Annotated in this window: 24 protein-coding genes; 4 read left to right on the top strand and 20 right to left on the bottom strand. The window is 31.6% G+C overall.

What is annotated here, in order from left to right; genetic code table 11:
- The first annotated feature begins 57 nt into the window (after window positions 1-57).
- Together truA and OH806_RS02735 are read left to right on the top strand one after the other, a co-directional pair.
- Entirely contained in the window at window positions 58-792 is a 735-nt protein-coding gene (gene truA / locus OH806_RS02740; RefSeq protein WP_264742143.1) for a tRNA pseudouridine(38-40) synthase TruA, read from the top strand.
- A gap of 142 nt (window positions 793-934) precedes the next feature.
- Window positions 935-2,698: an ABC transporter ATP-binding protein gene (locus OH806_RS02735; protein WP_264742142.1), complete on the top strand. Its 1,764-nt coding sequence runs from the start codon at window positions 935-937 to the stop codon at window positions 2,696-2,698.
- Here OH806_RS02735 and OH806_RS02730 read toward each other — a convergent pair.
- The gene (locus OH806_RS02730; RefSeq protein ID WP_264742141.1) at window positions 2,693-3,046 is read right to left on the bottom strand and encodes an FEKKY domain-containing protein; all 354 of its coding nucleotides are present in this window, start codon (window positions 3,044-3,046) and stop codon (window positions 2,693-2,695) included. The two genes, OH806_RS02735 and OH806_RS02730, sit on opposite strands and share 6 nt — an antisense overlap.
- A gap of 284 nt (window positions 3,047-3,330) precedes the next feature.
- On the opposite strand from OH806_RS02730, the gene OH806_RS02725 reads away from it, so the two are divergent.
- Window positions 3,331-3,543 carry a hypothetical protein gene (locus OH806_RS02725; RefSeq protein WP_264742140.1) on the top strand — a complete coding sequence of 71 codons (213 nt, stop codon included), beginning with the start codon at window positions 3,331-3,333 and terminating at the stop codon, window positions 3,541-3,543.
- 97 nt (window positions 3,544-3,640) lie between these two features.
- On the opposite strand, the gene OH806_RS02720 is transcribed toward OH806_RS02725, so the two are convergent.
- The 19 genes from OH806_RS02720 to OH806_RS02630 all read right to left on the bottom strand — a co-directional run bounded on the left by OH806_RS02720 (window position 3,641) and on the right by OH806_RS02630 (window position 21,178).
- The gene (locus tag OH806_RS02720; protein ID WP_264742139.1) at window positions 3,641-4,639 is read right to left on the bottom strand and encodes a T9SS type A sorting domain-containing protein; all 999 of its coding nucleotides are present in this window, start codon (window positions 4,637-4,639) and stop codon (window positions 3,641-3,643) included.
- Window positions 4,640-4,777: 138 nt separating this feature from the next.
- Window positions 4,778-5,872, bottom strand: a complete 1,095-nt coding sequence (locus OH806_RS02715) for a serine hydrolase domain-containing protein (protein ID WP_264742138.1) — start codon at window positions 5,870-5,872, stop codon at window positions 4,778-4,780.
- 153 nt (window positions 5,873-6,025) lie between these two features.
- On the bottom strand, window positions 6,026-6,886 hold the full coding sequence (locus OH806_RS02710) for a penicillin-binding transpeptidase domain-containing protein (RefSeq protein WP_264742137.1): 861 nt from the start codon (window positions 6,884-6,886) through the stop codon (window positions 6,026-6,028).
- A 181-nt stretch (window positions 6,887-7,067) separates the two neighbouring features.
- Window positions 7,068-7,808 (bottom strand): DUF6348 family protein, encoded by a 741-nt coding sequence (locus OH806_RS02705; protein ID WP_264742136.1) that lies wholly within the window; start codon window positions 7,806-7,808, stop codon window positions 7,068-7,070.
- Between the two features lie 125 nt (window positions 7,809-7,933).
- Window positions 7,934-8,392: an SRPBCC family protein gene (locus OH806_RS02700; protein ID WP_264742135.1), complete on the bottom strand. Its 459-nt coding sequence runs from the start codon at window positions 8,390-8,392 to the stop codon at window positions 7,934-7,936.
- Window positions 8,393-8,529: 137 nt separating this feature from the next.
- On the bottom strand, window positions 8,530-9,132 hold the full coding sequence (locus OH806_RS02695; protein WP_264742134.1) for an SMI1/KNR4 family protein: 603 nt from the start codon (window positions 9,130-9,132) through the stop codon (window positions 8,530-8,532).
- A 63-nt stretch (window positions 9,133-9,195) separates the two neighbouring features.
- Complete coding sequence (locus OH806_RS02690; protein WP_264742133.1) at window positions 9,196-9,687, bottom strand: hypothetical protein; 492 nt, start codon at window positions 9,685-9,687, stop codon at window positions 9,196-9,198.
- An 18-nt stretch (window positions 9,688-9,705) separates the two neighbouring features.
- Window positions 9,706-9,912, bottom strand: a complete 207-nt coding sequence (locus OH806_RS02685) for a helix-turn-helix transcriptional regulator (RefSeq protein WP_264742132.1) — start codon at window positions 9,910-9,912, stop codon at window positions 9,706-9,708.
- The gene (locus OH806_RS02680) at window positions 9,909-10,292 is read right to left on the bottom strand and encodes a hypothetical protein (protein ID WP_264742131.1); all 384 of its coding nucleotides are present in this window, start codon (window positions 10,290-10,292) and stop codon (window positions 9,909-9,911) included. The genes OH806_RS02685 and OH806_RS02680 overlap by 4 nt, the downstream gene beginning before the upstream one ends.
- Before the next feature lie 355 nt (window positions 10,293-10,647).
- Window positions 10,648-11,640, bottom strand: a complete 993-nt coding sequence (locus tag OH806_RS02675) for a phosphotransferase (protein WP_264742130.1) — start codon at window positions 11,638-11,640, stop codon at window positions 10,648-10,650.
- 219 nt (window positions 11,641-11,859) lie between these two features.
- Window positions 11,860-12,387 (bottom strand): GIY-YIG nuclease family protein, encoded by a 528-nt coding sequence (locus tag OH806_RS02670; RefSeq protein WP_264742129.1) that lies wholly within the window; start codon window positions 12,385-12,387, stop codon window positions 11,860-11,862.
- Between the two features lie 289 nt (window positions 12,388-12,676).
- The gene (locus OH806_RS02665) at window positions 12,677-13,585 is read right to left on the bottom strand and encodes a helix-turn-helix domain-containing protein (protein ID WP_264742128.1); all 909 of its coding nucleotides are present in this window, start codon (window positions 13,583-13,585) and stop codon (window positions 12,677-12,679) included.
- A 22-nt stretch (window positions 13,586-13,607) separates the two neighbouring features.
- The gene (locus OH806_RS02660) at window positions 13,608-14,102 is read right to left on the bottom strand and encodes a hypothetical protein (protein ID WP_264742127.1); all 495 of its coding nucleotides are present in this window, start codon (window positions 14,100-14,102) and stop codon (window positions 13,608-13,610) included.
- Window position 14,103: 1 nt separating this feature from the next.
- Entirely contained in the window at window positions 14,104-14,919 is an 816-nt protein-coding gene (locus OH806_RS02655; protein ID WP_264742126.1) for an SDR family oxidoreductase, read from the bottom strand.
- A 42-nt stretch (window positions 14,920-14,961) separates the two neighbouring features.
- Window positions 14,962-16,563 carry an aldehyde dehydrogenase family protein gene (locus tag OH806_RS02650; protein WP_264742125.1) on the bottom strand — a complete coding sequence of 534 codons (1,602 nt, stop codon included), beginning with the start codon at window positions 16,561-16,563 and terminating at the stop codon, window positions 14,962-14,964.
- A gap of 392 nt (window positions 16,564-16,955) precedes the next feature.
- Window positions 16,956-18,293, bottom strand: a complete 1,338-nt coding sequence (locus OH806_RS02645) for a serine hydrolase (protein WP_264742328.1) — start codon at window positions 18,291-18,293, stop codon at window positions 16,956-16,958.
- Between the two features lie 226 nt (window positions 18,294-18,519).
- Complete coding sequence (locus tag OH806_RS02640) at window positions 18,520-18,966, bottom strand: hypothetical protein (RefSeq protein WP_264742124.1); 447 nt, start codon at window positions 18,964-18,966, stop codon at window positions 18,520-18,522.
- 229 nt (window positions 18,967-19,195) lie between these two features.
- Window positions 19,196-20,401 (bottom strand): outer membrane protein assembly factor BamB family protein, encoded by a 1,206-nt coding sequence (locus tag OH806_RS02635; protein ID WP_264742123.1) that lies wholly within the window; start codon window positions 20,399-20,401, stop codon window positions 19,196-19,198.
- A 159-nt stretch (window positions 20,402-20,560) separates the two neighbouring features.
- Window positions 20,561-21,178 carry a hypothetical protein gene (locus OH806_RS02630; RefSeq protein ID WP_264742122.1) on the bottom strand — a complete coding sequence of 206 codons (618 nt, stop codon included), beginning with the start codon at window positions 21,176-21,178 and terminating at the stop codon, window positions 20,561-20,563.
- Window positions 21,179-21,243: 65 nt separating this feature from the next.
- Between OH806_RS02630 and OH806_RS02625 the strand changes: the two genes are divergently transcribed.
- On the top strand, window positions 21,244-21,414 hold the full coding sequence (locus OH806_RS02625; RefSeq protein WP_264742121.1) for a hypothetical protein: 171 nt from the start codon (window positions 21,244-21,246) through the stop codon (window positions 21,412-21,414).
- Window positions 21,415-21,558 lie beyond the last annotated feature (144 nt).

Raw genomic sequence — 21,558 nt, 5'->3', positions numbered from 1 at the left:
AGTTTTCAACAAATATTTCATTAAATTGAAGTATTTTTGTAGAGTTATTTTATTACATTGAGATATTTTATTGAGTTTTCTTACAACGGGAAAAATTATTTTGGTTATCAGATTCAGCCGGATGCTATTTCTGTACAGGAAGAATTGGAAAAAGCTCTTTCCACAATTCTGAGAGAAGAAATTAAGACAACAGGAGCGGGAAGAACTGATACAGGAGTTCATGCAAAGAAAATTTTTGCTCATTTTGATACGGAAAAAATATTAGATAAAGACCTTCCAAGGAAATTAAATAGTTTTCTTCCGCCTGATATTTCCATTAAAAGAATATTTCAGGTTAAGGATGATTTCCATGCACGTTTTGATGCTACTTACAGAACGTATGAATACTATATTACCCTAGAAAAAAATCCTTTCACTCAGGAATTTGCATGGCAACATTGGAAAAAAACTTTAGATATTGCTAAAATGAATGAAGCTTGTAAGATTTTGTTTGAATATGAAGATTTTACAAGTTTTGCAAAATTGAAAACCGATAATAAAACCAATATCTGCAAAATTTATAAAGCGGAATGGGAGCAGAACGGAAGTGAGTTGAAGTTCACGGTTTCTGCTAATCGTTTTTTAAGAAATATGGTAAGGGCAATTGTGGGGACGATGGTTGAGGTAGGTTCCGGAAAAATAAAGCCTGAAGATTTACGAAAAATAATGGAAGATAAACATCGTAATTCTGCAGGAACTTCGGCACCGGCTCATGGGCTATATTTGGTGGATGTTGGTTATGAGTTTGACTAATAGGATTTTATCAATATTCATAATATAAATAATAAGTATCTTAAATTTTCTATTACTATTTAATAAGTTGTAAATGCTTTCAATTCAGAAAGTATTACTTTTGCAATGGATTTTTAATTTAATTCTTTCTTCAATTCGGATAATGAAAAAACAAGATACTTGGGCAATTATCAAGAGGTTATTCTTCATCGGGATGAAATTCCGGTCGTGGTTTGTTGTTACTTTGATAATTTCTATCATATTGGCGATGGTTTCTACTTATAGACCATATCTTACAATGCAGGTTGTAGATATTGATATCACAAAACTGAAGGATAAGGCTTTGATGATGAAGCATATCTATATTTTGGTAGGTTTGGTGTTTGCAGAAACTATTTTAAACTTTTTTCTGGTGTATTTTTCTAATTATATTTCTCAAAACGTAATTAGGGACATCAGGGAAAGACTTTACTCAAAATTAATTTACTTTAAAACATCTTTTTTTGATAAAACTCCAATTGGTCAATTGGTGACCAGAGCAGTTGGTGATGTTGAAACCATTGCAACGGTTTATACAGACGGTTTTTTAATGGTTTTTGGAGATATTTTGAGAATCGTTTTTGTGTTGGTGATGATGTTTAGCACAAACGTTCATTTGAGTTATATCACATTGGCTATTTTACCTTTAATGGTTGTTATTACAAGATTCTTCCAAAAAAGGCTGAAAAAGGCTTTTGGAGATGAAAGAACCTGGACTGCCAATCAGAACTCATTTGTTCAGGAAAGATTGGCGGGGATGCCTATTATTCAGGTTTTTAACAGACAAGAAAGTGAATTTAAAAAGTTTGATAGTATTAATGTCACTTTAAAAGGAGCATTACTGAGAACTGTATTTATTTTCTCACTGTTTTTTCCTGTTGTAGAGCTTATTTCTTCTTTATTTATTGGATTTATCCTGTTTTACGGAGGGTATATTACGATTAGTGCAGGTGTTGTTATTGCTTTTATCCAATATATTTCAATGCTGATTCGTCCGTTAAGACAAATTGCGGATAGATTTAATAATATTCAAAGAGGTATTGTGGGTGCAGAAAGAGTTCTTGGAATAATGGATGAAGATTATGCTATTTCAAACACAGGAACCATTAAGAAAGAACAATTTGCAGGAAAAATTGAATTCAAAAATGTGCATTTTGCTTATGATGAAAAGCAGGAAGTTCTGAAAGGAATTGATTTTAAAGTTAATCCGGGAGAAACGGTGGCGATTGTAGGAGCAACAGGGGCGGGGAAATCAACAATAATTAGCTTAATTACCAGACTTTATGATATTAATTCAGGTAATATTTTAATTGATGATGTAGATTTGAAAGATTACGAATTGTATCACCTGAGAAGCCAAATCGGGGTGGTATTGCAGGATGTTTTTCTGTTCCATGGAAGTATTTATGAAAATCTTGCTTTTGGAGATGAGTCTATTACATTGGAAAAAATAAAGGCGGGAGCGAGAGAAATTGAAGTTGATGATTTTATTGAAAGTCTTCCTGGAGGTTACGATTATGTTGTAAGCGAAAGAGGTTCATCAATTTCTTTAGGTCAAAGACAATTATTATCGTTCTTGAGAGCGTATTTATCTGAACCAAAAATTTTAATTTTAGATGAAGCAACATCTTCCATCGACCATGAAAGTGAAAAATTAATTCAACGAGCTACCGAAAAAATTACTAAAAACAGAACGTCAATCATTATTGCGCACAGACTTTCAACAATTGAAAAAGCTGACAAAATTATCGTTATGGAACACGGTAAAATTGTAGAAGAAGGTAAACACTTGGAGCTTTTAGATAAAAACGGGTATTATGCTACACTTTACAAGGCTCAATTGAGAAAAGAAGTAGAGATAGAAGAAGAGGAAAGCCAGGAATTATAATCCGTAAGGAGTAATTTCTAAATCTTTTTTCCAAATATCACCATATTTTTCATCCAACAACTTTGCGACAGCAAGGTTGTTTTCTTTTGCTTGTTGTGAAATAAAAGGACTAATGACACAGTTTTGATATACTACATCAACTTTGTATTTATTTTTGAAACTTTCATGATTCTTTGACATGATTCCAAACTGAATAAAATGGGGGAGATTTTCTTTCTTTTCTATAGTTTGAACCTTTTTGCCTTTGCTGTCTTTTATAGTGATTTTTATTTCATCATTTTTTTGAGCCAATATTGTTGCAGAAAAAGATAAAGCAATAGTTAAAAATAGTGATTTAGATGTTTTCATAAATTGTTTAGTTGTATGATTAAGAAATCTAGATGAGGTTAAATTACAAAATACGTAAAATGCTTTGCTGTTTTCTTTCTTCTGAGTATGAGTGTTTTGTGTGTTTTGATAAGAGAAAATTTTCTGATTATCTATCAAATAGAATAATTTAATAGAAAAAAGTAAGAATGCTTAATATTTGTATTTAAAAAATTATTAATTTTATTAAAAGAATAAGATAATCCTTGAATAATTAGGGGTGGTGTGATGTAAAAGTGTATTTTTAATAAAAAAAGGTTTGTGAAATGAGTAATATCCAAGATGAATTCCATGTTTTCAAAGAAGAATTAAGAAAATTGAATATTGAAGTACAAAAAATTGTAAAAGTAGGGAACGGGAGTATGGATTTCCATGAAGTTTTCTATAAATCTCCCAGATATCAGGAGGTAAAAACGGTATATGTTCAGCGTCATAATCTGGATAGTATGCTTGAAAAGTTCAAAAAGGCCTACAGTTAACACCAGTTGTCGTTAGTTTTACATTGAACTGATATAAAAAAAGACGAGACCCGATCTATTAACAGATCGGGTCTCTATTATTAATAATTAAAAAAGTTTACTTTTTGATAAATTTTGTTACTTCTGCTTTTGAATTTTTCCCTGATAATTCAATGAAATAAGCAGCCGGAGGTAATTCTGAAACCTGAATTTTTCCGAATTTTACATCGGAAGTTTTTACTAGTTTTCCGTCCAGGCTATAGACTTTAGCTGTTGCGTTATCTTTATTTTCCCCTCTAAACTCTATAAAATCCTGAGCCGGATTTGGATATACTTTAAGACTTTCTTTTTTTATAAAGTTGTCATTAACAGCTAAGAAAACTTCATTTAAAGCTTGTGCGCCAGATGTTGATTGGCTTATGCTTAAAAGAGGAACGTTTAGAGTACCACTGGTGGAGCTTAGTAACGGAAATTTATGAGTGCTGTCATAATAGGTATAGGCTGTATTGGTAATGGTACCTATTGAAAACAGATAATTGGTGTCAGAAGTTTGATAAAGATTAAAGTTTTGAACAGATTTTATTCTGAGAACATTAGTGTAAGTTTTTGATCCTATAACTAAAGTTCCTTGTGCATCTGCACTGGTATTAATAGTTCCTTTGAAACGCCCGGAAGCTGCTGTAGAAGTAAAAGTGCCTTTTGCATTATCCGTTTCGTTGTGGCCAAAACTTGCGGGATAGGTAATGAATGTTCCATTGTCCTCAGCAAAGTTCAGGGTAGCATCCGTAGTAACGACTCCTGTTATTTCAAGTTTTGTAGCGGAGGATTTGTAAAGAATGGTATTTCCTGTACTCGCCATTTTAATAGTAGACCCTGGAAATGATGTGATTTCTCCTGATGTTGGTGTGGAATAGGTTGCTGAATAGGCAGTTCCTTGGGTTAAGGAGCTATTGTTAAAAGTAACGCCATTACCTGTTGCAGAATTATCTACAGTTCCGTTTATGGAATAACCGTTTATCACATCTCCTACAATAGGATCGTTAAATGCTTTTGTAATTGTAGTCTGTGCTGAACATAATCCATAAGCTACTAGTGTAAATAGTAGAGTTTTTCTCATAAATTTAATTTTGTGTAAATATAATTAAAAAGCTCTATTTAAAAATGTATTTTATTTAATAATAATTTATTTTTTATAATTAAATAAAAATATAGCTATTCAGTTTGTTTTTGTATAATTAAGTTGAAAAATTTACTTTTAGTAATTATTATCTGCTAATTTTGTAAACTCATCTATAAAGCTGTGAAGCTTTTTTAGTTCTTTTCGTCCTCTATTTTTCTCGCCAAGAAAACAAGTTGAGACTATCACCATTTTTAAATCAGGAATAATACAAATAATTTGACCACCATAACCAACCGCTACAAAAGCTTGATGTCCGTTTGTTTTTCTTCGCCACCAATAATATCCATAGCCGTTTGCATTAGGTAATACATCCCAATTGTCTAGTTTTACCTGCTCTGAAGTCGATTCTTCTATCCATTTTTGAGATACAATTTGCCTGTTTCCAAACTTTCCGTTATTGAGAATTAATGTTCCGAATTTTAGCATATCATTGGCCTTCATAAATAGTTCTGAACCAGCTAAATTTCTGTTTAGAGCATCAGTATCCCATCTTTCAATTTTTATTGATAATGGATTGAATAAATTTTTGTCTGCAAAGTCTTTCAACCTGGATTTTACCAATCTGGAAAGTGCTACACCGAAAACATGAGTTTCTCCTGAGCTATAATTGAATTTATCTCCAGGATATTCTTCGAAGGGTAAGTCTAGCATAAATCTTACAGGATCAGAAGAAAAGCCCATTGCAGTAGAAAGTTGACTATTTTCTATGTAATCAAAACCACCTTGCATTGTCATTAAATGTCTCAATGTTACTGTTTTTCTAATCGAATCATGAAGTATTTTCCCTTCAATATTTGAAATGTTTTTAAATTGAGTTCTGGGAATATCGTATTCGGGAAGAATTTTTAAAACAGAAGTATTAATGTCAGGAAGTATTCCTTTATCCCGAGCAATTCCGGCTAGAACAGAAGTGATACTTTTTGTGACAGATTTGACATTAAAGATTGTTTCGTTATTAGCTCCGTTAAAATATTGTTCATAAATAATTTTATTATTTTTTGAAACTATAAATGAACCAATAGAGGGAATTGAGTCGTTTAACTTTCTTGTAAACTCTTCACTGAAAGTTTTTGATAATCCATTTTTATTTGGGGTTTGAGACTTTAAAGCAATACTAATGAAACTGAGAAGTAGAATAGTTGAAATTTTTATTATTTGGTTAAATTTCATCGAATTATCATATTTTCGTTATATTTAAAAAGTATTGATAATAAAGATGTAATACTTTTTGTAAAATTAATTATTTTTCCAATTCGTTTTAGTTGTTTGATTGTCAGTATTTTGTGTGTCGGTGCTTTAAGAATTGTCGGCAGTTTTGATATCCTAGCTAATTATTCCTAAATCTTTAAATATTTTTTTGGTGATCTCTTTTCTACAACTACCAAAGTCAGATCTATTCATTTTTCTGTCTTGTAAAAGTCTTGTTGCAAAAATATAATTACCTTTTTTAGTTTCAATATATCCTGTCCACCATCCGGTATTGATGTTGTTTTCTCTTGTCCATCCCGTCTTTGCTCTAATTGTATAATCTTCTGTTTTCTCGGTTATCATTACTTTTTTTACAATGTCAATATTCTGCTTAGAAAAAGGAAGTCTTTCTTGATATAAAGATTGTAAAAATTCTACCTGATTTTTAGGAGAGATTGCAAAGTCACCAAAGTTCCAAAAGTCTGGATCTTTTTGGGTTAAGTTGTTGTTTCCATAATAACTTTTAGAAAGCAGTTTTTTGTAATTGTCTTTCCCTATCTTTTTTGAAAGCTCAACAAATACCCAACCTGCCGATGATTCAAAGGCTTCTTTAACTGACATATCGTGATATATTTCAGGTCGATATCCATATTTAATAGTGTCTGTATTACCGACCCATTTTACTATCTCATTTTCATCTTTGATTGTATTTGTTTCAAGTGCAATTAATAAATTAATAATCTTGAATGTAGAAGCGGGAAGTGATTCGATTTCTATTCCTACCGTGTCTGATACAATCCATTTTTGACTTTCTAAATCATAAATAGCTATTGAGCCCTCAGTGCCACATCTGTCAAAGTAATTTTTGAAGTCGTTTCGTATGATTACTTCTGGCTTTACCGAAATATTTGACTTTTCGTATGTGTGTTTATTTGATGAACATCCATAAATAGATGAAAATATGACGATAAAAAAGATTAAATTTCCTAGTTTCATTTAGTTTAAGTTATATGTTTTTTTATTTTTTTTTGATTGTAGGTAACAGAAGGTGCAGGAAAAAATGAAAATTAAATTAAGAAAAAATCCATAATGGAAAAATAGAGAATGTAAAGTGGGAGAGGGGCATTTTCTACATGTTCAATCCATCTTTTGTCGATGTTGTGCTAATGAAAGGTTTTTAATCATATTTGTCACACTTTCTGAACATTATAAATTGTTTCATGCCTATGAAATCATTATCAACACTCCAGTTTTCTGCATATTTGTTAATTATTTCTAATCCTTCTTCCCAAGGATTATTGTCAAACAAGCATTCTCCGATTATGTCTCCATCTTTTCTTTTTGAAATATAAATTTTTAACCAATGATATTTATATTCAGGAGTCATTTTTTCTTTTAGTTTAATATTTAATAATGAGTATAATTGTTCATTTTTTAAATCATTGTTAAATGTTCCTTGAAGTGCTAAATTTCCTAATTTTGGGTGCCAAAGGATATCATTATTGTAAAAGTCCAGATTAGGATTATGGGAATCTGTAAAACTTTCTATTGTTGGTTCAAATGTAGTTGATAAATAATTATTTAAGACCGATTCTATTTTTTCCTCCATATTTATTCCTGCTCCAACGATATTTTCTTCAATACCGTGAGGAAAATAAACTTTATGTATTGTAAGAATCATTAAATGCAAAATATTGGGATGATATTCTGGATTTTCAATAATAAACGTAGCAACTTCTAATTCATCATTGATAATTAGGGATAAATATTTTGGATGTTTCTCAACTTTATATCCAATATTTAGAATCTTCTTTTGAAGTTCATTTAATAGCAGAGAATTATTATCAAGAGGTTGTTTGATGTCATTTTCTGTTTCTGTACGATGTTTATTTTTCTTTAGAAAATCGAAAAATCCCATATTAATTTAATTTGTTAAGATTTGCACATAGACCTTTAACTTATATTGTAATAATAAAGTTTAAGCTGTGCTTAGTGCGAAAGCTGTTAGATATAGTTTTTCTTATTATGGAATACCTACCTGATTTACCTTTCTGAAATTTTTTTTAGTTTGTCCATCGCTTTAGGATAAGTTTCTTTGAAGTAATCCAAATATTCATCAACTGTATCTAGTTCAACGATAACAGTTGTAATTCCATTATTTTCTTTAAATCTATAGGTTTCGAATCCTCCTGCCCATTTTTCAACTGCTTCACCGGTTGTTACTTCAATATCTCCGTCTAAAAAACCGTTGTGACGAATCGAAATAAAATTGGCTGAATCGTGTTCTATAACTTCTGAAACCATTCCTCCCTTTTTTCCATTTTCGTCTACACCAACAAATAGAATTTTACTTCCTTTATCCCAAGTTCCCTCATAAGTGGAAGTCGGGTTAAAAGCTGCAGTCCAATATTCATAAGTGGATTTGTCTTTTAAACCCAGCATTGTTTCATATACTTTCTGAGCAGAAGCGTTTATTTCTTTCTTAAATTGTAATTTTTGCATTGCTATTTATTTAAAAATTAAATCAACTCAAATATATCAAAATAATGAAAGCAGTTTGGCTTTATAGAATTTAGATAAAAGTTGGTAGGGTAAAATTATATCTAAAGAAAAATATTTGAGGGAAAAAGAACGTGTTTCTATTCGATGTTCTCCTCATTAATAAAATTATATTCTGTGTCAATTATATTTTGCAAATATTCTTCAAAGTTGTTTGCAATTACTTTAAATTCATCTGGATCATGAAGAAATCTAATGATTTGTCCCTTTTGTCCCTTTTTTGATGGTGTAAAATCAATAAATAATTGAGATGTTCCCCCATTATTCATACAGTCTGAGAAATGCAACCATTTAAAATCTTTAGTTGTATTAGTTATTTTATCATCAACCACAATGTCATCATATTTTCTCTCAATATAATCAGAATAGTATTTTAAGGCTTGATTTTGGTTTTCAATCATTTCTTTTGATGATAAAAAATAATATGGATATCCATAAACGTCGGAGCCAAGTAAAAAAAATGCAATCTCTTCCCCAGCATATTCTCTCCAATAGGTACCATCTACATAATCAAGCAAATCTAATAAAGCCTTTGGAATTTGTGGATATATATTTTTTAGAGTTTCAATATTTTCTTTTGAAGCTCCATGTTTTATATTTTCAAAGTGTTCCCAAATTTCAATACCATTATTTTTATAGTATGTATTTTTGAGTCCTTGAATATAATTTTCTACAATATTCATTTTTGATTTTTGAACTTTTAAGGAGTTTGCAACGGTTACCCTTGTTAGCTGATTGTTGTTCTTTTACATTAGCCCTGCATTTGCTCCTGATATGGTTGCAATAAAATAGTTTGCAGCGTAAATACCAAGTAAAAGCAACAAGTTGTCGTTTGGTTCATTGGTGTTTGTTATATCATAGTCAATGTCGTACTTGCAATAAAAATCTCTCCAATTAAATTTTGGTTCAAATTGAATCACATTTTCTTGGTTTTTATTTTCAAGTATCATTTGGCTTTGAAAAAGTCCACTTAATATCAAAGCATATTCTCTTTCGTCTTGAAAAGTAATGATGATTTTTCCATTCCAACTCATAGAAAGGCCGGCTATTTTATTTCCGTCTTTTGTAACAGCAATGCTAGTACCGAAAAACCCTTCTGGTGCAAGTTTGTAAGTTTCTGTATTGAGAATTTTAATTTCTGCTTTAAGATAAAATGGAGTTTCATAATTCAGTTCTCCCAATAGCTGATTGTTGTCCGAAAGTAGAAAAGTTTTTCTGTCTTTTGAATGTGCATTCATTTTTATTAAAATTTAGAATTAATTAAAATCGCTTTCTTCTAATTTGAAAATTTCTTCAACGGGTGTTCCAAATACATAAGCCATTTTTAAAGCTAAGAGTGTAGAAGGAACAAATTTTCCTGTTTCAATAGAATTCATTGCTTGTCTTGAAATTCCAATTTTTTCAGCTAATTCGGCTTGTGTCCAATTTTTTTTGGCTCGTTCGACTTTTATTGTGTTTTTCATCTGTATTTGCGTGTTGAAATAACTAAACCAAAGATGTAGAACAAGATTAACATTGCGAAAATGTACAAGGAGTCAATTTTTTCAAATTTAAATGTTTTAACTAATCTAAGCATTCCAAAAGTCATAACGACAAGTAATGACAAAATAAAAGCAATTGACACCGCTTCTAATTGTATTCTAATTTGTACTTCATCCAATGATTTTATGCTTTGTAATTGCTTTGCTGTAAACACCACAAATAAAATTGCATTAACAGCGATAATCAGCAAGGCAAGAGAAGTTTGTATATTGTATTTTGATAGGTAAAATACACTTATTGGGAAACTTATAGCAAATACCAAAGCCCAAATTACGTTTGTTGATTTTGCTTTTACTTTCATAAGTAAGTCAATTAAAATTTTCACAAAGATAATAATACATTTCAAAATGTCAATTATATACGACAATTTTGTAAAAAAAATTAAAGCTCGTTTATAAATATTTTAGATGTAAGAAAAGGGGAAGTTTTTGTGTCTTGTTGTGAGAGTTGGTGAGTGTCGTTGTACAATTGCGGCTAACGGAAAAAGTATTGGCGAAGTGCGGGTCGAGAAGGGAACTTTAGTTCAATTTTATACCAAACGTAGCTTCTGTTTTCCATGAAACTAAGTTAAGGAAATATGTAAAATGAAAGAATAACAACGTAAAAGAATAATTTACTTTTTAGTTCTGCTAAACCAACATTTTACCAATATAAATTCAATAGCAGTTATTTTTTTCTTCATAATAATCCAGCCAATTTTTTATTCTTCCAACAAACATTTTAAGATAGTTTTCTGTTAAAAATATATTAGACCAATCAAATCTCTGAGCTTGAACGCCAAGATAAAATATAAAAATAGAAGCTCCTGCTTCAGGAATTAATTTTAGTTCTTTCTCGGATAACTCTCTTTCGCTTTTATAACCATTTAGAAAACTGTCAACCTTGATTTCATAAATGTTTTTATCGGTTTCTATGAAAAATAGTTGCTTACAGAAATATCCAACATCCAAAATCAAAGAACCATTTCCACAATTATCAAAATCAAAAATTGTAATGTCATTTTCCTTATTTACACTTAAGTTGTCATACCAAATATCAAGGTGAACGATACCTTTTTGATTTGCTGACAAATTGCTTTCTTCAAAACTCCTGGATATTTTTGATGAAATCTGTTTTAGATATATCATTTCACTCAAATTGTCAGGAAAAAAATCATTTAGATAATCATAAGCTTTATTCATGAGAACATCAGAATTATAATTTACTCTATTAATTTTTTTTGTAGCAGTTATATTGTGAATTTTGGCCATCATTGAACCAATTGCAAAGCAGGTTTCATTTGTCATAAAACGTATTTTCTCACCTTTTGCAAATGTGAACAGTACAATATATCGTAAACCTTCCGGAGCATTTATTTCCTGAATTAAATTTCCATTTTCATCTGGAATCGGAATTGAGATTGAAAGATTATGTTGTTTAAGCAAATTCAAAAGCTCTAACTCTTCTTGAATTTCAAATTTTGTTCTCCAATTATGACAATAAACTCTTACAACATATTTTGTATTCTGATTAGACATAAAATAAGTGTGGTTTACTCCGGTTCTAAAAAGTTTACAATCGAAATGAGCTTTTAATTGATATTTATCGGTAATAAATTTACCTAATTCTGTTTGTGATAATATTGAAGCTATTGTTGGAAAAGTTTTCATCAATTGTATAGTTTGGCTATAATTGCTACTAAAAGAAAAAGAGTTGTCAGGATGCAGGAAAGAATTGAGTTTCTTTTCAAACTTAGTTGTTTTTTCCTTGAAACTAAACTAAGGAAATTATGTGGAATGGGAAAATAGCGGCGGATAAATGTGAGGAATTTTTCAATTCTGCAATTCCTCCCGCACTTCACAAAACAGAGCTGTTCGTTAGCTGCAGTATTAACTAATATCTCTAATAATTTGAGATGTGTTAGGAATCGCTTTTCCTCTTCTGCTATTATATTTTGTTTCTAAAATTTTTGAAATGATACCTTCTAGTTTTGATATTTTAGATTTATGTTCATCGTTGTTAGGTATTTGAATAAATACTAATTTATGGGTTAAAGCATTTTGGTAAACATTTTGTAAATCTTCTTCAGTTGCGTGAGGTCCAATTCTTTGTTTTCTTTTTCCTGCTAATGCACAAAGAAAAGAATTCATAAATGCACCAGGACGTAAGTCGAAATGTGCAGCAAATCTTTCTAAAATAGCTCTACTTCCCGTTTTACCGACGTATACTGGATTATCTTTTTCGTCAAAAATAACATAGATTCCAGTCATTGATTGATTTTCAAAGATTAAATCCACAAGTTTTAGTTCACCTATAATTAGCTTATGATTTTTAAGTATTTTTTTTATTAATTCCTTTACGGAAATATTCTCAATTTCATTAAAACTTATGAATTTTTTCTCGATTTTATTCTTCATTTCTATGCGTGATTTTTTTGGGAATATTGCAGCTAACGGAAAAGTATTGGCGTCAGTGGGGGATTTTCAGCGCAACACTTGATACGAAGCACACAGTCCAAATTTAGCACAAAATTTCATACGAAGAACGTCCGCCTCCATTACGCCAAACCCGTGTTATGGACTGTGGCTTTCAATCGGTCGCAGTCTGTGCCTGGTTGTGTGTCTGATGAAAAATAAAAAAGTAGGGAAAGAAAATTTTGTCCCATTTGTTTTGTCTTGGGGGGCGGTAGGCTTGGCAATCGTTGTTTTAATTGAAAGACAGGCGGTATTCTTGCGGTGTAGAACCTGTCTTTTGTTTGAATAGTTTGCTAAAATACTGCGGATATTCAAAACCCAATGAATACGCAATTTCGCTTACAGAACTATCACTGTTGAGTAGAATGTTTTTTGCTTCTTCAATAAGGTAATAATGAATATGGTCTTGTGCATTCATTCCCGTTTCTTTTTTGAGTAAGTCGCTTAAATAGCTTGGCGATAAATGCACATTGTCTGCCAAAAATTTTACGGTTGGCAAACCTTTTTCTTTCAGTTCATCGTTTTTAAAATAGCTTTTAAGCAAAGTTTTTATTGCTGAAACTGTATTTGAATTTGTATTTTTCCGTGTAATAAATTGTCGGTTGTAATAGCGATTGCAATAATTTAAAAGCAACTCAATGTTTGATACAATGAGTGTCTGACTGTGGTTGTCTATATTTTCTTGCAATTCATTTTCGATTTTTTGAACGCAGTCAAAAAGTATATGTTTTTCCTTGTCCGACAAATGCAATGCTTCGGAAGTTTCGTAAGAAAAGAAAGTATAATCGTTTATCTTGTTGCCCAATGAAGTGCCACGAAGCAAGTCGCGGTGGAAAAACAAGCCCCACCCCATTTTGTCGGGTTTATCTTCAATCTCATTGTCCATTGTAAGCACTTGTTTTGGTGCAATACAAATTAAACTGCCATCCTGAAAATCGTAAGATTGCCTTCCATAACGCAAATTGTTGATGCAATAATTTTTAAACATTATGCAATAAAAATCGCAACTTACCCTCGTGCCGTCTTCAAGGTGTTCGTCAAACTTGCTAAAATTAACAACTGCAACCAATGGATGCCTTGTTTTATTTTGCACAAAGTTGTTAATCTCTGAAATGCTATGCAATTGAATAATTGGTTTCATTCTACAAATCTAAAAAATAAAGTTAGTGTATTGAGTTGGTTAAGATTTCAACATAAGGTTTTAATCGCTGATGCAACAATGTATCAAGCAACAAAAATGAAACGGATAAGCAAAGGAAACCAAGTGCCAAGCCTTTGAAATAATCATTTTTCAAAAAGAAAAAAGCAATAACAGAAATAACGATTAACACTGCCCAAACTCGTTTTATCATCGTATAACTTTTACTGTCAGCTTGCATTTTTGTGAGTTCTTTTTGAATTGTTTCCTTCGGATTTTGCTGATATAGCTCGGTTGTTGTTGCTATGTGTTTCGCTCTTGAATACAAAAGGTAACTTCCATAACCCAAGTTTCCAATCAGTAGTAAACCAACAGGTATCAACATTCCATTGAGAAGTTGGTTTTCAGACTTTAAAATAAGATATAGGAATAGGACTAAAAGTAATCCTATTCCTAACATTATTTTGCCTTGTTGGGCATCGCCCTTTGCCCAAACGGTTAATGCTCTTAAAAATTCCATATCATAAACCATATTGTGAACGAATGAGTGCTAAATATTCAGGGTCGTTCATTTGTTTGCGTGCCGCAATAATTTGTTCCGCATCAGGTCCTGCTATATAACGCAGTTGGTTTGTGTTATCGGTAGCCGCTTTGTAAATGGTTTCTGCTACCAAAACAGGTTCGCTTCCATTTGCACCTGCTTCAAAGGCTTTAAGCACCTTGCCTGTAAAATCCTGATATTCGGTTAATGCAGGGTCAATATTCAAATCAAAAGAACTTGTTGCAAAGTTGGTATTGATAACGCCCGGTTCTATCATTTTTACTTTGATACCGATTTCTGCCAACTCATACGATAATGCTTCGCTCAATCCTTCAACGGCAAATTTAGAACCGTGATATAAAGTTCCCATTGGGAAAGTTACTTTACCACCCATTGAAGAAATGTTGATGATGATACCATTTCCTTGTTTACGCATTACAGGAATGATATTTTTAGTCATTAATAACAACCCGATTACATTTACTTCAAACTGCATACGGATTTTATGTTCGGGTGTGGCTTCCAAAATTCCGTAAGAACCGTAACCTGCATTGTTTAGCAACACATCAATTTTTCCAAACTTGGCAACGCCTTGTTCTACGGATTTTTTAATGGTGTCTTCTTTGGTAACATCTAACTCTGTTACCAACACATTTCCCAAGTCTGTTAGTTCTGCATCGCTGTCAGAAAATTTGCGAACAGTTGCAATTACGTTCCAACCTTTTTCTTGAAAATACTTTGCAGTCATACGCCCAATACCGCTACTGCAACCTGTTATTAAAATTGTATTAGTCATTGTTTTGTCTTTTTTAAAGTGAATTATTTTGTTTTAAAATGATTAAAAATCTTTTTTCTTCATTCCGTCCACAACCATTTGCCCTGCCATTTTTGCAAAACTTCCCCAACTGTTGCTGATAGCAAAATGTGTTGCGTTGGTAAACAAATGCTCCATTAGTTTTTTGTTCGTCATCAACATTGCCTGATTGTTGAAATCATCAATCAAGACGGATTTGATTACGTTTTCATAGTTGTGCGCATTTCCGAAATTTCCAACGCCTGAAACAAAATCTTCTTTGCTTTCGTTACAACCGCCCCAAGTCAAATAAGCATTCATAAAAACATTTGGCGGAATGGTATTTACAGCAATACCGCCATAGTTTAGTTCATTGATAGCTTTGTGAATACGGGCTTCGTGGTTTTTCATCGTGTCGTTATCTACTGCAATCATACAACCCAATGTTCCCAATAATTTTTCATTGCAAAATGCGGTGGCTTTTGTCAGGTAATCATCAACCTCGTTTTTGGTGTCTAATGCGATTTCTGAAAAGATTTGACAAAACGCTTCATTTTTTACTGCAAAATCATCTTCTTTCAGATTGGGAATAAAAACAACATCGGTAGTAGGATATTTTCCGCTTTCTACTTTTAAAACTTCAGCAGTAGGTTGGTTTGCCAAAAATGCTTTTTTCGTTTCTTCAACACCTTGATAATACGTTCCAACAGCATAAGTGTCTTCGGCAATGGCTTTGCGAACAGCATTTAAAAATTGTTCTCTTTGTGTCCAATTTTTAGATGTAACAATAGTTTGAACCCTGCCACAAACCGCACCACCATTCATCTTACCAACAGAAACTACCTGTAATGCCTGATGCTTTATTTCTTTGTCTGTCCAAAGTCTGTCGCCCGGAATAATCAATAGCGGATTGTTTCCGCCACATTCCGAAACTAACGGTGCTTTTGCATTTTTTTGAATAGTGTGTGCAACGCCTGATGAACCTGTAAAGTAAATGGCGTGCAAGCCTTCTAAACCTGTCATTGCTCTTGATTCTTCGGGTTCAATAAATGCTAACGCTTTTCGGTCTATAAGTGGCTTGAAAATTTTTGCCCAAACCTTATCAGATTCCGCATTGTTTTGATGTGGCTTGTGAATGACGGCTTTGTTTTCAAAGAATAATGCTTTTACCATTTCCACCGAAGAACTGTAATTACCTGCACCCGAAACAGCAATCACACCTGCGGGCTTGTTGAGCGGGTTAGTTTGTTTAGGTTCGCCTTTCACATACAGGTAGCCTTTTTGTTTTCCCGCTACAATTTTGTCTTTCGGAAAAATAGGGTAAGTTTGAATGGCAGTAATTCCGTTTTCCAATTTTGTAATGTTCACAGGTTCTAACAGCTCGCCATTTGCCAGCTTTTCATACAAATGGTGGCTTGCCATAAGAACGCCTGCAATTGGTGATGCCGTTGCTCCTAATCCAAAACCTTTGGTGTAGATGTTTGTGCCGATTAAGTCGTTTTTCATTTTAATATCGGCATCTGCAAGTTGGTCGGCATACTTGCTTAAATTTTTTTGAACTTCTTCTATTAAAGATAGTTTTTCAACTGCCGAAGTAGTTGCCCAAGCCTGTGGGTCTAAATAGTCAAATGCTTCTTGTGCTGTCATAACTTTACGTTTTAAAATTTTAATAATGCAAAGGTCAGCCGAGAAAGCAAGTGTGTGTTAATACAAATTCGGGATAGTTGTATAGTTTTTACGGATTTTAAAATTTTCCTGTGTGGTGGGCTTTTTTATTTTTTTTTTGTGTTGTTGTCGGGTGTCTGTCGGTTGGTATGGGATGTCCTGCCGTTGCCCATAACGGAAAAAGTATTGGCGAAGTGCGGGTTTTCGAAGAACTGAAAGTTCAAGAACGACCAAACGAAGCGAATGCTTTTTCAATACTGCTAACTTACAAAAAATTGCAGAATTGAAAAGCATGAGCGGAATGGAAAATCTGCTTTTCAATTTTGCTCTACTCCCCGCATTTTGCCAATACTATGTTAGCTGTAGGCATAATTTTAGTCAATTTTGAAAGTCAAATGATTATCTTCTGCTTTGTCTGTATTTATTGAATTCTTTGGCGGTGAAAGCCAGCTTTCTTTATTGATTACAAATTTGAATAGGTAAGTTTTTCCTTTCTCAAAATCCGTTTTTGGTAATGTTATTTCAAATTTATTTTTGCTCTTTCTTACGAGTTGGTACTTTGGATTATCAGGATTCCAATCGTTGAAGTTTCCAGCAACAGAAATAGAAGAAATAAGTTTTGAATCTAATTTTTTGTCGTGAATATATGAGAAAACTACATTGTTCCCTTTGAATCTGTAACCATATATATTCTGAGTGTTTTGGTTAGTTAAATCTTCTGCAAGATTTAAAACTGTAGATTGTAAATTGTAAAAAGTGTTTTCAGCACCTATATTTACGACTATGCAAATACCTAAATTTATTTCTGGAAAAACTGTAAAAAGAGTTTGAGTTCCATATGCTCCTCCATGTTTATATCCAAACTTTCCTTTGTCCGTGATTTCCCATCTATCCCAAAAATATCCAAACCAATGTGTATTGCTCTGATTAACATTTCTTTGTGATTCTGTTACTAATTTAGAATCTGAAAGTTCATATTGTAATAGTTTTGTCAAATCATCCATTGTGGATTTTAATTTTCCAGTTGCTCCCCACAAATTATTTTCAAAATGTGGCATCAAAACATTTTTCTCATTATAACCATTAGCAAGAACCTCATTTTTATCTAAATCAAATTTTGTATGATTCATTGCCAAAGGATATAAGAAATTTTCTTTTGTTAATTGTTGGAAATCTTTATGATATATGTTTTCTAGCATATAACCTGTTAATTCAAGACTAAGATTACTATAATTATATTTTGTTCCTGGGATTGTATCTAATTTTACTCTTTTCAAATCTGATAAAAAAGATTGTCTTGAATATTCCTTATTTATTTTTGCGGATAAAAATACATTTTCATCTCGTTTCACATTCCAAATTGAAGTTTCATCTGGCAAACTTCTGGGAAGTGCAGATTCAAAGGAAATTAAATCTTTAATTCGAATAGGAATTTCGTTGTATTGTAAGTTTGGATAAGAATCTTTTAAGTAAACTCGAATATCATCATTCAATTTTACTTTGCCTTCTAAAACTGCATTTGCTAATAAAGTTCCGGTAATTATTTTTGTAACTGAAGCTATCTCATAATAAGTTTCATTGTTAGGTTTATTTCCTTTTCCTTTATCAATTTCGCCGTAATGTTTTATGTAGAGTTTTCCATTTTTTACAACGCCGATAGAAGCGGAAGTTGCTCCAGAATTTCTCAATAAATTTTGAACATTTAAATCGATTAATGAATAGATATCTTTTTCGGATTTTACTTTATTTTGACAATATATTTGAGAGGAAATTATTGTAAAAAAAAACTAATAAAATATGTTTCATAAATTTTGCTGATTATTGAGATATGCTTGCAGCTAACGGAAAAAATATTGGCGGCTGAAAAAGTAGAGTAGTTCAACTTAGAATTTAACCCCGCATTTTGCCAATACACTGTTAGCTGTAGTTTCTTTTTTATTATTTTAGTTCTTCATAAAATTCAGTTTTTAAATATTCAGATTGTTTTATATCGCAACCTAAAACAAATGTTCTGAAAGCTGGTTTATCCGCATAAAAAGGAATTTTATCTTGGATAAAATCAATTTTTTGTTTTTTCAGTATTTCTGAAAGTTTACTAGATTTATGTTCGTCTAAAGTGAAACCAATACAATGTGTTTTTGCCCATTTATCAGAACTTATTTGTGTAAAAGCAAATTCAATAATTTCCTTTTCACTTCTAAAAATTTCAAGATTATTTTTTTGTCCGTGTTCTGTGTAATACCAATAATATAAAGGTCCATTTTTGTCAATTCCATAACCTTCCCAAATAAAATTTCCGTTAACTGAATAACTATCAAAATTATAGCAATTTTTCTTCATCCAATCTTCTAATTCAATTTCTGTTTCAGGAATTTTTTCGTTCATTGACGGTGTTTTTGTGAAATTACAGCTAATGTTTCGGGGCTTGGCGTCAGTGGCGGAAATTGAAGCGAAAAGTTTCAATTTAGCGACACGGTAAGCAAAAGCCAATTAATTGAATAAATTTAAGAAAAAAGTCAATATAATTGGCTTTTTGCGGAATAGAAAGCCGAAACTTTAAATTTTGCCTTAACCCGTCATTGTGTCAAACCCTTGTTAGCAGAAGTTTTATTATTTATCGTATCAACTTTATAAAAGCGTCTCCACTGTCAATAGAACTTCTCATATACAGATATTTTTCTTTTTTATTCGGTACATCAAACTCAATTAATCCTGCTTCACAATAATAAAGCAAAAAAGTTTCGTTTTTAAATTCAATGTTTGAAACAGGAATATTTGTTAGTTGAAATTCCTCCATTTTTTTTCCTGTTATTAAGTCTAATTTGAATATCACACCTTTTTCAGTATAACCCCACAAAAAGCCATTATTCTCTGTTATGTATTCAATTTTTTCATTGTTAAATTCTGTTTTCCAGTTTAATATTCCATTTTCTGATTTTAGAGAATAAACAGCTGTTTTTCCACTTCCTTTTGTTCCGAAGTAAATATTGTTGTTATGACAAAAAATCCGCTCTTTAATATTGTATTGATTTTCAGGCAATTCATATTGCCAAAGAATATCCAAATTATTTGGGTTCATTGCATATAAAGTCCTGCTCTCGTCTGAAATAAAAACATTTTTATTGTCGGTTATGGGTTTTCCATACATCGCTTTATTGAACACTCTTTTGTACAGTGCTTTTCCTGTTTTGGCATCAAAACTATAAAAATAAGGGGCGCTTTGTGTGAATACCATGTTGTTAAAAAACAAAATAGGAATGTGATTATAAGGATAATCTAATTTATAATTCCAAATCAATCCTCCGTCATTAATGTCAAGTGCATAAATGTTGCTATTGTCGTTTTGAGTAGTTATGAAAAGTTGGTTATCAACGATTGTCGGGATTTGACTTTTAATGATAATTCCTTTTTTGATATTACCTAAACGCGTTTTCCAAAATGCTTTGCCTGTTTGGTTATTAAGTGCATAAATTTCCCCGTTAATGAAAGGAACATAAACAATTCCGTCCTTAATTGTCAGTTTATTTCCAGACATTGTCCTGTCTGAATCGGTTGCTTGTGCCTTCCAATTAATTTTTTCCGTATTCAAATTGTAAGAAATAAGTTTTCCGTCCAAATCATAAATTAGAATAGAGCATGTGTCCAATGGTACCTTTTTTATTGGGGTAATAGAATTATTAAAAACCATATCTTCCATTGTCAATATTTGATTATTGGAATATAAACTTTTATCACTTTTGGGAGCCGAATTTGGTGCTTGTGCCAATAACTGACTAGAAACTACCATAAAGAATAGAAAAGTTGAAATTGTTCTTTGCATAACATAATGTGAGTTTTTAAAATTTCTGCCAATACTTTTTCAATGTAATTAAGTTAATCAAAAATGTGGAATTGGAAAATATTGGCGGAATAGAAAATCTGCTTTTCAATTTTGCACTTCTCCCCGCATTTTGCCAATACAATGTTAGCTGTAGTTTCTTTAACATTTTACCTTTGAGGAATTTACTATTTTCAAACACTCAATCTTTAACCATTTGTTATTTTCATAACGATAAGTTTTCGATATTCTTGTTATTTTGTTTCCAACAGAAGATATTGTCTCAATAAGAACTAAATCTTCTCTTTCATACCTTCCAAAATTAATCACAATTCTTTGGAAATTCCCATTGAGGTTCGGTAATTTTTTAGAATTTTTACTCCTCGGAAAATAATATATTTCAGAATTATCTCTCTCAGAAAACATTTTTGAAAAATTTTGCATATAATCAAGATTGAAACTCTTTCTATTTTCTTCTGTAATATATATTCCTGAACCATAATTTATTATCGGGATAATATTTTTTTGATACTTTTTTCTCAAAAATTCAAATGTATTATCATTCCAAAAAATACTGTCTAAAAAGGACATTTTATCTGAATGTAAAGTTGAAGTCGATTTACAATCCTTAATTACATCATTGGCATAAATATCAGAGACTACTGAAACTTTAAGATCAACCAATGGTAAATCTTCTTTTGTAATTTGGTTGAAAATTGTATTTCTTAACAAGTGAAATTTTTCTTGATTTTGAGATTCTTTAGTTGTGAAATTTTGCAATTTTATCTTTTCATTTTTTATAAAATCACTACAATCATTATTATATGCTTGAGCAAAAGCTTTAAATGATAATAGTAAGAAAAATAGAAAAATATTTAATTTATGCATGGTTTTCTGAAATTACAGCTAACGATTGGCTCGGCTTTGCGAAGTTTTTTAGAGAGAGCTTTGCTCTTGAAGAAAAAATTTTTGCAAAGGCGAATGTTCTGCGAGGCGACCGTTCGGTCGTTTCGTAAAACATTCGACGAAGTCGAGCCAATTGTTCTTGCGACAGCGACCGAAGGGAGATGTCACAAGAACGTTTTAGGTATTGCCGAAGGCGGGGAAATCGAAGCCTATAGTTTCGATTTTGCACCGAGGCGAGCCAAAACGAATTTTTA

The sequence above is a fragment of the Chryseobacterium oryctis genome (genome assembly GCF_025971925.1).
In the GTDB taxonomy this organism is placed as follows: Bacteria; Bacteroidota; Bacteroidia; order Flavobacteriales; family Weeksellaceae; genus Chryseobacterium; species Chryseobacterium oryctis.
The sequence above is the reverse complement of the archived record's forward strand: the minus strand, read 5'-3'. Positions and strand labels throughout refer to the sequence as shown.